The 12,512-nt window shown below is 44.8% G+C and carries 16 protein-coding genes; 6 read left to right on the top strand and 10 right to left on the bottom strand.

The features are described from left to right. Both ACXJGZ_RS02560 and ACXJGZ_RS02555 read right to left on the bottom strand, forming a co-directional pair. Positions 1–994: hypothetical protein (locus tag ACXJGZ_RS02560; protein ID WP_456398233.1), on the bottom strand; the 994-nt coding region annotated here is incomplete at its 3' end. Beyond that, positions 987–1,904 (bottom strand): DUF4855 domain-containing protein, encoded by a 918-nt coding sequence (locus tag ACXJGZ_RS02555; protein WP_456398232.1) that lies wholly within the window; start codon positions 1,902–1,904, stop codon positions 987–989. The genes ACXJGZ_RS02560 and ACXJGZ_RS02555, both read right to left, overlap by 8 nt. A 148-nt stretch (positions 1,905–2,052) precedes the next feature. Here ACXJGZ_RS02555 and ACXJGZ_RS02550 point away from each other — a divergent pair, with 148 nt between their 5' ends. Continuing rightward, positions 2,053–2,757 carry a nucleotidyltransferase domain-containing protein gene (locus ACXJGZ_RS02550; protein WP_456321969.1) on the top strand — a complete coding sequence of 235 codons (705 nt, stop codon included), beginning with the start codon at positions 2,053–2,055 and terminating at the stop codon, positions 2,755–2,757. Between the two features lie 102 nt (positions 2,758–2,859). On the opposite strand, the gene ACXJGZ_RS02545 is transcribed toward ACXJGZ_RS02550, so the two are convergent. The 5 genes from ACXJGZ_RS02545 to ACXJGZ_RS02525 are packed head-to-tail and all read right to left on the bottom strand — an operon-like array spanning position 2,860 to position 5,980. Next, positions 2,860–3,414 carry a cyclase family protein gene (locus ACXJGZ_RS02545; protein ID WP_456398234.1) on the bottom strand — a complete coding sequence of 185 codons (555 nt, stop codon included), beginning with the start codon at positions 3,412–3,414 and terminating at the stop codon, positions 2,860–2,862. Between the two features lie 41 nt (positions 3,415–3,455). Further along, positions 3,456–3,764 (bottom strand): hypothetical protein, encoded by a 309-nt coding sequence (locus ACXJGZ_RS02540; RefSeq protein WP_456321968.1) that lies wholly within the window; start codon positions 3,762–3,764, stop codon positions 3,456–3,458. A 9-nt stretch (positions 3,765–3,773) separates the two neighbouring features. After that, positions 3,774–4,544 (bottom strand): ABC transporter permease, encoded by a 771-nt coding sequence (locus ACXJGZ_RS02535; RefSeq protein WP_456321967.1) that lies wholly within the window; start codon positions 4,542–4,544, stop codon positions 3,774–3,776. Positions 4,545–4,548: 4 nt separating this feature from the next. After that, entirely contained in the window at positions 4,549–5,523 is a 975-nt protein-coding gene (locus tag ACXJGZ_RS02530; protein ID WP_456398231.1) for an ATP-binding cassette domain-containing protein, read from the bottom strand. After that, a complete protein-coding gene (locus ACXJGZ_RS02525; RefSeq protein WP_293255203.1) occupies positions 5,516–5,980 on the bottom strand; it encodes a PadR family transcriptional regulator in 465 nt (154 codons plus the stop codon). The genes ACXJGZ_RS02530 and ACXJGZ_RS02525 overlap by 8 nt, the downstream gene beginning before the upstream one ends. 190 nt (positions 5,981–6,170) lie before the next feature. Between ACXJGZ_RS02525 and ACXJGZ_RS02520 the strand changes: the two genes are divergently transcribed. From ACXJGZ_RS02520 to ACXJGZ_RS02510, 3 genes are read left to right on the top strand one after another with little or no spacing between them, the layout of a single operon-like run. Then, positions 6,171–6,779, top strand: a complete 609-nt coding sequence (locus ACXJGZ_RS02520; RefSeq protein ID WP_456398230.1) for a hypothetical protein — start codon at positions 6,171–6,173, stop codon at positions 6,777–6,779. 35 nt (positions 6,780–6,814) lie between these two features. Continuing rightward, positions 6,815–7,258 carry a DUF6849 domain-containing protein gene (locus tag ACXJGZ_RS02515; RefSeq protein WP_456398229.1) on the top strand — a complete coding sequence of 148 codons (444 nt, stop codon included), beginning with the start codon at positions 6,815–6,817 and terminating at the stop codon, positions 7,256–7,258. Beyond that, complete coding sequence (locus tag ACXJGZ_RS02510) at positions 7,224–7,964, top strand: endonuclease III domain-containing protein (RefSeq protein ID WP_456398228.1); 741 nt, start codon at positions 7,224–7,226, stop codon at positions 7,962–7,964. The genes ACXJGZ_RS02515 and ACXJGZ_RS02510 overlap by 35 nt, the downstream gene beginning before the upstream one ends. Here ACXJGZ_RS02510 and ACXJGZ_RS02505 read toward each other — a convergent pair. Together ACXJGZ_RS02505 and ACXJGZ_RS02500 are read right to left on the bottom strand one after the other, a co-directional pair. Then, a complete protein-coding gene (locus ACXJGZ_RS02505) occupies positions 7,961–8,524 on the bottom strand; it encodes a potassium channel family protein (RefSeq protein WP_456321630.1) in 564 nt (187 codons plus the stop codon). The two genes, ACXJGZ_RS02510 and ACXJGZ_RS02505, sit on opposite strands and share 4 nt — an antisense overlap. Next, on the bottom strand, positions 8,517–9,128 hold the full coding sequence (locus tag ACXJGZ_RS02500; RefSeq protein ID WP_456321629.1) for a potassium channel family protein: 612 nt from the start codon (positions 9,126–9,128) through the stop codon (positions 8,517–8,519). Before ACXJGZ_RS02500 ends, ACXJGZ_RS02505 begins: the two co-directional genes overlap by 8 nt. A gap of 329 nt (positions 9,129–9,457) precedes the next feature. Here ACXJGZ_RS02500 and ACXJGZ_RS02495 point away from each other — a divergent pair, with 329 nt between their 5' ends. Next, complete coding sequence (locus tag ACXJGZ_RS02495; protein WP_456398227.1) at positions 9,458–10,645, top strand: magnesium transporter; 1,188 nt, start codon at positions 9,458–9,460, stop codon at positions 10,643–10,645. Between the two features lies 1 nt (position 10,646). Further along, positions 10,647–11,405, top strand: coding sequence for a sugar phosphate isomerase/epimerase family protein (locus ACXJGZ_RS02490; RefSeq protein ID WP_456398226.1), 759 nt, complete (start codon positions 10,647–10,649; stop codon positions 11,403–11,405). Positions 11,406–11,408: 3 nt separating this feature from the next. On the opposite strand, the gene ACXJGZ_RS02485 is transcribed toward ACXJGZ_RS02490, so the two are convergent. Next, positions 11,409–12,512 (bottom strand): pyridoxal phosphate-dependent aminotransferase (locus tag ACXJGZ_RS02485; RefSeq protein ID WP_456398225.1); only part of this gene is annotated, 1,104 nt, incomplete at its 5' end.

Below are 12,512 nucleotides of genomic sequence, written 5' to 3'. Positions count from 1 at the left end.
CGGTTTTAGTATGCTCCTTTGTCTTTGTTATGGTTTTAGTCGTTGTCATCGTGACAGTTTTTGTCATAGTGATCGTCACGTTCCTGTAAATGCATTTAGGCCAATGAGTAAAGAAGTTCTTCTCCACAAAAACCTCCAATGTTCCATTCTTAACAATCCTGAAAATGCGAAAAACTTTCAGGCTCTTTCCATCATAAAAGAATAAGGGAAACGGTTTCAAACTTGATGTGTTTAAGAGTTTGGTTTCCCCCTCCTCTTCTCCAAAAAGAACCACCTTACTGTAATCATGCTGTCCCGGTGTGATGCCCCAAATGCCCTGATAAACCGCAGGATAAAATACGATTCCACCGTCAAGGAACACGCCTTCTAAGTACTTTACCGTGAAGTTGGCATTAAAATAGGGTTCCAGTTCTTCAACGGGAATCACATACGTTTGCGAACCATTAGAAAAAACTATGGTTCCATTTTCCAAGACCCCCTTAACCGGCTCAGTTATCGGGCTCCTCTGTTCTCTTGTATAGTTCCCTACACCCAAATAATCAACGCAATTCTCATCGAAGCGCCAGACAAGGGAAGATATGAACGGCTCTTCTTTAAAAAAGACCATGGTCCATGAATCGTTCTGATGATAAAAGAGGGGATGGGATAAAATACCTGGAGCTTTCGGGGAATTTTTTAGGAAAGGATCCACAAGGTAAAGGCTTTTCCCATCAAAATAGAATGTGCTATAATAAGGGATGGAGAGCTGGAGGTAGCATTTAAATGGCTTCTCTTCGAGAGTGTAATTCCAGAAACCCTCACAAACCGGCCCTAAATGTGCGGGCCACGTCATTGTCTCGTAAGTGATTACAATAAAAGCATTTTCCCCGTTGGTGTAAACTTCCGTATACACGGAAAATCCATCTCCCAGCCCGACCTGATAAAGGGTGTCAGCTGAAGCAAAGCCCGCCAGAGAGGAGAAGATTAAAAAGGCAAGGAAAACACGTTTAAACATAGTGCTCCCCCAAATTGTTCTGGCAGTGATCTTCCATCTCGTCAATTACTCTCAAGTCGGTGCTGAAGTAGTAAGCTCTATGATAGAATTTACTGCCTAAAACATCCTTCTGCGCTTTGATGTAATGAGAAGCATACTCCTTGCAACACCCTCCAGTTCCGCACCTACAGTGTTCTGGTATGCCCAAAATTGCCTTATCTGCTTCCATCTCTATATACATTTGTCCCTCATAGATCCAATCTACAATGTTTTTAAGATCATTATACTCATAGAGTGTATTCGTTGGGGTCATTCTTGAATTTTGATAGTAATTTGGCTGGCAGAAGATGTAATTAAAGTATTGCCGAATGTTATATTGAACAATACTGGGATCATCTCCCAAACTTGATTTTTTCTTTAAATAATCCACAGTTCGTCCTCCAAGTGCAGGTATCCAGAGTAGTTTAAAGCCATGCCCCCGAACATATTGGGATAATCCTTCAATCAATCCCACACTCACTTTACCTGCACCATATCCCGTAGTTGTTTGTAGCACACTTTCAAGACTCCAGTAAAATCCTAGCAGGTTCGGATCGGAAGAACTTAAAAATGCATCAATCCATTTTTGCCAGTAAGAGTTATCAAAACTGCCCTGGGGATTATCTCTAGCGTTCTTGTTACCTGCCCCATACTGGTAAAAGGGTATTGGAGCGTAATACTGGATTCCACTCAGTTTATCGCTTAAAAACTCTGCAAGCTCTCGACCATCATTATACCCATTTCCGGTATAATTAGACATATTCCCTTCACCATCCAAAGCTATCAAGTAATCGAAGCCCCTGTTTTTAAAGTCTTGCACTGTTGCCCCGTTCATCCTTGACTCGTAATTCGAACCGTTCCACTTAAACCGCCATAATCCAAAAGTCGCCATCTTGCCACCCCACGACTTTCACAATACTTTACCATCAAACCACTTAAAAACTTTCTCTATGCAAATTTTGCACACTATTAAAAATAGTAAGCAAAAAACGAATAGAAACACCAAAAACCCTAATTACCCTCCGCTCATATTCTAGAACATGCCCCGCGAAAAGGTTGTTAAAGTCTGGGACGAGCGTGAGGTGGTGTATTCCCCTAAGAGATGGGCTATTCTGTGGAAGAAACGGGAGAAGGCCCTAAAGATTATGGAACGCCTTAAGGACTTTGACCCTCACGTTTACGGAAGCATCGCCCGTGGAGACGTTAGGAAAGACAGCGATATAGACATTATCATTCCCTACAAAGTGCCGAGCTTTTTGGTTGAGCTCGCTTTGGAAGGGCTTATATTGAGGAGAAGAATAGTTATGGCAACGCCGTGGCACCTTATAAAGGGCCACATTGAGATTGACGAAGAAACAACGGTTACTTTTCCCCTAATCAACCCAAACGACAGAGAGCTTGAATTTTACAGGTGGGGCGGGATGCTCGATATATGGGGCGTGAAGACGAAGGAAAGGGTGCCCGGGGTGAATAAAAAGCTCATTCTCATAGTGCCAACAGAAAAGGGACACATGGAGCAGGAAGTCGTTGGAAGGGAGAGCGAAGTTGCAAAACTCCTTGGGGTGAGCATTGAGCTTGTGGGGGAGCGCGTTAAAATCCTCACGCGCAGAGATTCAATAGGAAGGACTGGCATTTACTTAAACGAGGAAGTTCCTGATTGGATGAGCTTTGAAGAGGCACTAAAGATGATTGCTGATAGAGATTCCAATGTTAGGAGAAAGGTTAGGGAGAGCGGGGGGATTTAGCTTAACGAATCGCTTCCAAGCTCAGATGGTCATAATAATAGCGCTTAAAGTCTTAAAATTTTTAGATCCATTTAATTTTACTCTCTTATCATGGATTAAATCTTAGTCCTCCAAAATCGCCACCGCCCTTACCGGACTTCCGGAGCCACCTGCAATTTTTAGAGGAAAACCTATAAACGTGAAGCGCTTCCCAACGAGCTTTTTTAGGTTTCGAAGGTTCTCGTAGATAGGAATCTCATGGGAGAGAAAGACCTTGTGTACCCGCTCATCCCCTATGCTCTCACCGTCGGTTCCCACAGCTTTAACACCGAGCCCCACAAGCTTCTCCGCCAGCTCAGGGGTTATCTCCCCGCCAGCGGTTAGGAGAAGGACAATCTTTTTTTCCAGCCTTTGAGGGAGCTCATCACCTTTGCACAGGTCAAGGACGACGCCTTCCCCGATAAACAGATCAAGGGAGAGCTCATCAACAGCATTGCCATTCTGCAAGAAGTGCGCAGGAGCATCTACATGTGTCCCGCTGTGCTCTCCAAAAGAAAGGGCATTCATGTAGTAGCCATCCTTCTCAATGCTCGCCCAGGGCTTTATCTCAACTTTAGGGTCGCCCGGATATGTGGAGGTCTCTTTGGAAAGAGTCATGGAGAGATCTACAATCCTCATTTTCACCACACAGGTAAAATAGGAGGAGATGTAAAAATACTTTACTCCCCCATCAAAACCCCGAAGATTACCGCCACCCACCAGACCTCAAGAAATGCAAAGCCTATGGTTGCCGTTCTTGTTATCAGCCATGCCGCAAAAATGGCATAGGCAAGGAGTGTCACTATCACATGAAGCCTGAGGAAGCCCTGATGTATCTCTCGCTCCGCCTTCATCCATCCCGTTGGAAGTGGAAGCCAGTCAAAGAAGGCCCCAACAAGGGCAAATATGGGGACATTAAAGAAAACTGTGGGGATGAATATCAGACCTGCAATCGCCACGCAAAGCATAGTTAAACGTTCTTTCTTCATGTTATCACCTCATTCTATTGTTGTCCTTTCAAATTCTATCATGGCTATCCCGAGCAGCAGCACGGCGAGGAACGCTAAAACGCCCCAGTCCATGCTGAGAGAGAATTTTGTTACGCTCTCTCCTACTAGATAGTGCCTAGCTCCATCAACAGCATATGTTAGGGGGTTCACATACGCCAGTGCCTTCATCCATTCCGGCATGCTCTCTATCGGATACATTGCACCGCTTAGGAATATTAACGGCAGCATGAGAACCATCATTATCATCTGAAAGCCTTCCATACTCTCCATTCTTAGGGCGAGGCTAACTCCAAATCCCGAGAATGCTATTGCGAGGAGAAATCCTATTGCAAGCGCTGGGATTATTCCGCTGATCTTAAGGTTCTCCGCGAGGAAGAATGTCAGAAGGAGTATTATTGCGCCCTGTATTACAGTTACTATGGAGTCTCCCAGGATCCTACCCACTATTCCTTCCTTTCTCGATGCCGGAGCCACTAAGACTTCCTTGAGAAAACCGAACTGCTTATCCCATATAACGCTGATGCCTCCAATGAAGCTCTGATTGAAGATCGTCATTGCAAATATGCCGGGTGCGAGGAAAGTTAGATAATCAACACCCCCAAATATTGCCCGTGCCGCGGGGAAGTTGAAGACCTTGCTCCACCCCAGTCCAAAGAAGACGAGCCATATTAGAGGGTTTATTATCATTCCCGCAACCCTAGACCTGGCCTTTGTAAAGCGCTTCAGCTGTCTGTATGCCATCGTTGTTAGTGCCTTCATGGACTCACCTCCTCATCCTCATTCTCATCCTAAATTTCATACCGCTCTCTTCCCTGAGTTCCCTTCCCGTCAGGTAAAGGAACACATCATTGAGTGTCGGTCTGTGATATGTAACCTCAAGAACCCTAATTCCATTCTTTTGAGTGAGTTCAAAGAGTCTTGGAAGAGACTCGGCGGCATTCACAACGTCAATCCTAACCCTCCCGTCCTGGAGAATTTTGCATCCCCTTATAAAGTCGGCGTTGAGACATTTAACCTCCTCAGGTGCGTTGAGTTTGAGGTAGATCACATCATTCCCTATGAGTTTTTTGAGCTCCTCCGATGTGCCTTCGGCTATGATCTTCCCATGATCAATAATTGCTATTCTATCCGCCAGTTGCTCCGCTTCGTCCATATAGTGTGTTGTCAGAAATATCGTCATGTTGTGCTCCTCTTTCATTGCTTTTATGTATTCCCATATGTGAGCTCGGGTCTGAGGATCAAGTCCTATCGTGGGTTCATCCAAAAAGAGTATTTCGGGTTCGTGGAGGAGTGAACGCGCAATCTCAAGCCTGCGCTGCATTCCACCGCTGAATGTTTTCACGGCTTTATCCCTAAATCTATCAAGCTCCACAAACTTCAGGAGCTCATCTATCCTGTCCTTAAGTTCCTTCCCGTCATAACCGTAGATCCTGCCGTGTATGTACATGTTCTCATATGCAGTGAGATCCCTATCGAGGCTGGGATCCTGAAAAACTATCCCTATTTTCTTGCGAACTTCCCGGGGTTCTTTAATAACGTCATATCCTGCTACAATAGCCTTTCCCTGTGTGGGCTTTAAAAGAGTGGTGAGCATGTGAACAGTGGTGGTTTTTCCAGCTCCATTGGGACCCAGAAAGGCAAAGATTTCACCCTTCCTGACCTTAAAGGATATACCTCTAACTGCCTCCAGCTCTCCATACCTCTTTACAAGGTTCTCAACCACAATTGCATTACTCATTTAATTCCCCTCCAACCATTATGAGCTTAATCTTCCTCGTGAACTCTTTCATTTCCCGTGAGAGCTCTTTTTTCTGTTCCTCACTCATCTCGGGAAGGGTCTCTATTGCCATACGAAGGGTTTTTGCGAGCTCCTTTCCTCCCAGCCTGCCAAACTCCTTGAAGAGCTCCATACGTTCCAGAATTTCTTTAAGCTCCTCTTCATGGGCTCTGAGAAAATCCTTTCCCTTATCGGTTATCTGATAGACCTTTTTTTCTCTCTTTCCCTTACCCGCAATCGCTATGAGTCCATTTTTCTTTAAACTCGCAAGTATGGGGTATATAGCTCCCGCACTGGGTTGAGGAATCCCAAAGTGTTCTTCAAGGCTGCTCATGATGGCATAACCATGCATGGGTTTCTCCTCAAGGAGGCTCAGTATGAGCAGTTTCAGATATCCCCTGTATCTCGGCCTCTCCACAATATCACCCGATATATCTGTAGATATATATCACTTATAAAGCTTGCGGTCTTATCCAGATGATCTTACCCAAAAAAGCACGAAAGTTTTATTAACAATGATAACGATTTGAACAGTGAGGAATAATTATGAAAGGAGTGCTCTTCTCATACCTGTGCCTTTTTGGCAGCTGATATTTTGGGGTGGAAAAATGAACGAATACTATATTATAATGAGCATTGGGGGTGTTCTAACGCTCCTCGGAATAGTCTTTACATCAATACTCTTCATGAAATTGGAGAAATATGAAGTTCAGGGCAAAATGGCTCTTCTGGGAGCAGTTATAGGGGGGATTTTGATAAGCATGGGGTTCATAGGTGGCATGATGAGTTCATCAAAAGAAGTGGAAAATATTCTGATCGTGCTTCTCCTAACCGGCCCAGGGTTTATGATGTATTCATTCAGTATAGGAGGCTTTCTTGCACTCACAAAGAGATTTGTGTTTCAGTTTCTGGCAATCCTTGCGAGTTTCGTTGTTTTATACAATCATTTTGATCACATCATGGGGCTCCTGTACGTGGGAACGCTTTTGGCTCTTTTTGTCATTATGAATACCATTCTCTTCCTGCCCGGGCTTTCATCATCGACGAAGACTCCAACACTCATATCTTCATGGCTTCTCGTGGGCTATTCTTGGCTGAGGGGGTTCATACATAAGGAGACACTGGATATTTTATCAATCCTCATACTCTCCCTCTATCTCGGAGCTGTTGTTCTATGGCTCTACTCCCTGATAGATATTTATAGACATTTAAGATGACCGCAAAAAATTTATGTTCGTGAGATCAATGCTCCATGGTGGGCTGGATGAAGCTGATTTTAAAACCCCTCTTTGAAGCAGAGCTTCCGGGGGATTTTGTTGAAGTGCTGAGACAGAAGCTTAGGGGACGGGAAATCAAAGAGGGCGAGACGATAGATATTGACCTCCTGGGAAAGCCCCTTAAATTTAAGGTTCTGTACTCCGAGCCCAAAATTCTCAGGGTGAGGAGGAATACCGAGATTGAGATTTTAAGCCAGGAACTTTCGATAATCAGACTTGACCTTGGAAGTGAGGCTGAAGACCTGCTAACCTTCCGGGATGGCTTCATCGTGGTTTTTGATGATGAGGTTTTGATTTTAAACCATAATGGGCACAAAATTTATAAACAAAAGTTTGAAAACCTTAAAAAAGTTAATGTTGTTAAAAATACGGTGGCGGTGCTCCATGGCAAAGAACTCACACTCATCACTCTCCCTTGAGCGCTTCACATTTAACGAAAGCTGGGATGGAAAGAGAGATAGAGCTTTCAAAATCGTGAAGAAACTCATGGAGATGTACCCAAGGAGGAAGATCCTGCAGGGAGAGCCCTATTTTACCCTCATCCGGTGCATAATATCCCAGAGGACAAAGGACGAGACAACCGATCATGCCAGCGAAGTTCTCTTTGAGAGATATCCCACAATCGAGGATATATCCAGTGCGAAAATAGAGGAAATTCAGAGGCTCCTTAAGGAGAACGGAGTGGGATTGTGGAAAACCAAAGGGAGATGGATTGTTGAAACCTCAAGGATCCTTCTCAAAAAGTACGAAGGAAGAGTTCCTGACAATATTGAGGAGCTCATGAAGCTTCCTGGAATTGGCAGAAAGTGCGCCAATATTGTTCTAGCATATGGGTTTGGCTATCAAGCCATCCCCGTTGATACTCATGTTAACAGGATAAGCAAGCGCCTTGGGTTGGCTCCGCCAAGGATTGCACCCGAAAAGGTTGAGGAATATCTGAGGGAGCTCATCCCAAAGAACCTGTGGATTTACGTAAACCATGCAATGGTTGATCACGGAAAGAGGATATGCCGTCCCATAAACCCTCGCTGTGAAGAATGCCCTCTAAAAGAGCTCTGCTCCTATGCAAGAGGTTTAGTTAAAGAGGAGGACATAAAAGGCAGCACGAACAGAAAGAGACATTAATCCCCTTCCGCAAGCTCTTTGAGCTTATCGAGGTCGGAGCTTACAGCTATTAAAATGTCTCCCTCTTCAATTTTGTCGTCCTTTCCGGGGTTGTATATGTATCTCGTTCCTCTCTTGATTGCCAGAATTCTCGTTCCAATTTTGCTTGGAAGTTTGAGATGTCCTAATGTTTTGCCTATAAGAATGGAACCCTTTTCTACCTTAACTCTGCCGAGCTCCTCCTCGGTGTCCTCCATTATACTATGAATTATTGGGTGTGGCTCTACATCCCTGAGGATTAGATCCGATATTTTGTAAGCGGCATCCGAAATCTGTTCGTTTATATTCGCCATGTCTATGACGCTCAGCAGTTTTATGGGTTTTTCCTCCTTTCTGGCAGCTTTTAAAGCGAGTTTCTTAACCTTAAGCGTCAGCTCGTCCATGCGCTCCTCCAATAGGTAGACCTCTTCCGCAATATCTTCGCTGTTATACATAACGGATGAGAAGGCGAGATCAACCATGAGAGAGGATAGATCCTTCATTTCGACGAGACAGTTCTTAATCTCCTCAAGCTCACTCATTGCCTATCACCTTGATAATACCCCTTGAAATCTCCTTCAGGGAGTCGATTGATGTTTGAGTTCCCCTCCCTATCAGGACATCATTCACAAGAATTTTGAAGTCTCCGTCGGGTGCAAATATCCATCTTTTACCTCTCCTTACCGCGATTATCCATACGCCTGTGTTACTAGCCAGATCCAGCTCTTCCAGGGTTTTTCCAACGAGGATTGAGTCCGGGGAGACTATGACCTTTCCTATAACCTCCTCACTCTCGAGGATTGCCTCCTTTATGATTGGGTGAAGCTCTATGCCATCGAGAACCATTTTGGCAAGGTCGGCGGCGGCATTTGATATATCGTCTATGGCATGGGCCATCTGGAGTATCGATGTTATCTGCTCGGCGTCCTTTGGGTTTCTGGCTGCCAGCACTGCATGTACCATCAGATGGTAGTTTAGCATGTCGAGGTATTCCTCGAGCTCCAAAACTTCCTCAGCCAGGTCCTCCTCTCCAAAGAGGATTGAAGAATAGGCTAAATCTACCATAAACTCTGCAGTATTCTTCATTTCAATGAAAATTTCCTTAACGCTTTTTGGCTTGTACTCGTACTCCTCCCATTCTTCCACCTTGCTTCCACCATTTAAAGGGACTATCATTTAGGCTTATTTAGTTTTCGATGCCATCGGGATGGGGGTTTGATTTATGAGTGAAGATGCGATTAGAGTGTTTTTGATGTCTCCTTAATGCAACTATTGGCGGAACTACAATTGTTATTCTAACAGTATCTGACTTTCGATACTGTCAGGGTAAGAGAAACGCTCATGATAATTCGCAAAAGAGGATAAAACCAAACCCACACTTATCCTAACAGCACCTGACTTTCGATGGGAAAACTTATATACCATATTTGGCATACCTAACTCGATAAAAAGCACGGTGGTGGCAGCAATGGAGAGTGATAGCAGTGGTAGTCCTTCACGAGCTGAAAAAGAAAATCGTAGAAGCCTACAGAATTACCCTACCATCATTATTTACGTCCCAGATATTCGGGCTATTTGGAGGAACTTTTCTTGGTAAGTACTTTGAGACAATTAGAAAGGAATTCCCGGGCCTCCTAGTGGTTCTCCCGGGGATAATGGGGCTCCGGGGCAATGTTTTTGGTTCTATGGCATCCCGCTTTTCCACCATGCTGTACTTGGGCGATCTAGAACCTTCCCTGAGAGATAAAAAAGTCCTTAAGGAGATAGTCCTCAGAATGCTCATCTCTCTGATCCCTATTTTAATACTCTGGATTATCGGAGTCGTTCAGGGTATTAAGAAAAATGCTGTGGATGTGCTTTTAGTAGTTGTCACGTCCACAATACTCGTCTCATTCATTCTGGGATATTTCACGTCATTTGTGACAATTTTTTCATTTAAGAGAGGTACAGACCCCGATAGCATAGCCGCCCCTTTAGTGGCTTCCATGGGTGATTTTCTTACTGTTCCTTCTCTCGTACTCTTCATACTCCTGGTTGGGTATTCTCCATCGGGATTTCGCATATTCAACTATCTCTGTTTGATACTCTTTTTCCTGCTGGTTGGGATAAGCAGGGTTAGAAAGAGCGAACTTCTCGAACTCAAGCAGGTTTTTATAACAATAACTGCTCTTGCACTCCTAGCGACTATATCCGGCTCAATTTTGGCTCATTATAGCGGGGTAATCCAAGCTTCCGTTATCTTGAGTTTTATATATCCCTCCCTGCTTAGCAGTTTTGGGAACTATGGTTCCATAGTAGCGGCAAAAACCTCCACCAAGCTCCATCTTGGAGAAATTGAGCGCTTTTTATGCTGGAGATCGCTAACAGATATCATTGCCCTTTTTACAACGACTCCTATAATAGGGACCTCAAAGCTCCTCATAGGCATAGCACTTGTAAAGTTAACCACCAACACACCCATTCCCCATTCGGCATATCTAATAGCCTTGACTTATCCATTCATGGCGCTTTTTATAATGTTCTATGCCTATACTATCTCCTATTTTCTGTTTTCCAGGAACATTGATCCGGATCATGTAGCCATTCCCCTCATAGCGAATAACAGTGATATATTTGGAACAATCTATGTTGTATTACTTGCAAAAGCAATGATAGGTGTTTAGAATGCTCGGAGCATCAACCTCATGCCTGGCGGATAAAAGTTTAGGAGTAGCCCTGCACAAGCTCACCAAAGTTGATGGGCTTGACTTTGTTGAAATCGTTAACGAAGGCTACCACGTTTTAGACGAGCATAACTACCGACTCCACCTCGAATCACTCGAGAGCTATAAATTGAAGAGCATTATCCACGCTCCTTTCAGCGATGTAAACATAGCCTCACTTAACGAGCGCATAAGGCGGACAAGCTTGGAGATAATATTCGAAACCCTCAAAATCGCCCAGAACATGGGATCACTCCTCGTGGTCTTACACCCCGGTCACCGCTCCCCGTTGAGCGGGAGGTTTCCTAAGGCATACGAGAAAGTCCACAAGCGCTCTCTCGAGGAGATAGATAAAATTGCACAGAGGCTCGATGTTAAGGTCGGTCTGGAGAATATGCCAACGTTTCCTATTTTGGACGGACAAACTGTTGAGAGAATGTCCGAATTTCTCGATGGGACTGACCTATACGTTACCTTTGACGTTGGGCACTTGAACACAGTCAACGGAGAGTTCAATCATTTTATCGACACCTTAGGAGATAGGATAATCCACGTCCACCTCCATGATAATGATGGAAAAAGCGATTCACATCTTGCTCTTGGCGAAGGGAATATCCAGTGGGAAAAAATCCTCAAGCTCCTACCACGAAGGGCCACATGGGGCTTGGAGATGAAGCGGATTGAAGATTTGGAGAAAAGCATAAAATTTTTAAAAAGATGAGGCTCACTTGAGCCTCTCCTTCATGAACTTTTCGAGGTTGTCCATAGCCTTCTCGAGGACTTCGACGGGTGCTAGGAATATTGACCTGAAGTGGCCTTCGCCACCCTCGCCGAAGCCGGAACCGTGGACGAACAGGACATGGGCGTTGTGGAGCACATCGAGGACAAATTCCTTGTCGCTCTTCCATGGTCCTTCCTCAATCTTCGGGAAGATATAGAACGCTCCCTCCGGCTTTTGGGTGCTTATGCCCGGCATCTCATTGAGACGTTTGTAGATGTAGTCCCTCCTTTCTTTGAGCTTGGCCATATATTCTTCGAGATAGTCCATTGAACCTCTAAGGCCAGCTATGGCTGCTTTTTGAGCTGGAGTGTTTGGACATAGCCTTATTCTCGCGAGCTTTCCAATTGCCTCCCTCACTTCAGCGAGCTTGTTCTCCGGGTCGACGAAGTACATGTATCCCAAACGCCAGCCCGTTGCAAAGTAGACCTTTGAGAGACCGTTCATTCCGATAACGGGCACATCCTTTGTGAGTGAGCTTGGAGAAACGTGCTTTCCTTCGTAGGTCATTAAGTCATAAATCTCGTCGCTTATTACGGGCAGCTCATATTCGCCGGCCAAATCTATTATTTCCTTGAGCGTCTTCTTCTTATAGAGTGCACCGGTGGGGTTGTTTGGGTTTATAATTGCTATTGCCCTCGTCTTTTCGGTAATCTTCTTTCTCATGTCGTCGACATCAGGCTGCCAGCCTTCTTCCTCAATTGTTCTATACGCCTTAGGAACGCCTCCATAGAACTTGACCAAGCCAACATACGGGGGATAGCTTGGGCCGGGGATGAGGATTTCTTCACCGCCGTCGATGAGGGCTCCAAAGAGGAACTGGAGCGCCTCAGTAACGGCCGCTGTCACTTGGACATCATCGGCAGTTATGTCTATGCCGTTTTTCTTCCTTTCGCGCTCGGCTATAGCTTCTCTAAGCTCCGTATCACCTTCACTATCGCCGTAATAGTTGTGGCCTTCCATAATAGCTTCACAGTATGCCTTTTTCATGTGCTCTGGGGCATCGAAGTCAAATTTAACCGGGTCGCCTATGTTGAGCTTGATCAGTTT

The sequence above is a fragment of the Palaeococcus sp. (in: euryarchaeotes) genome, from assembly GCF_053987695.1.
This window is presented reverse-complemented; position numbering and strand designations above follow the sequence as displayed.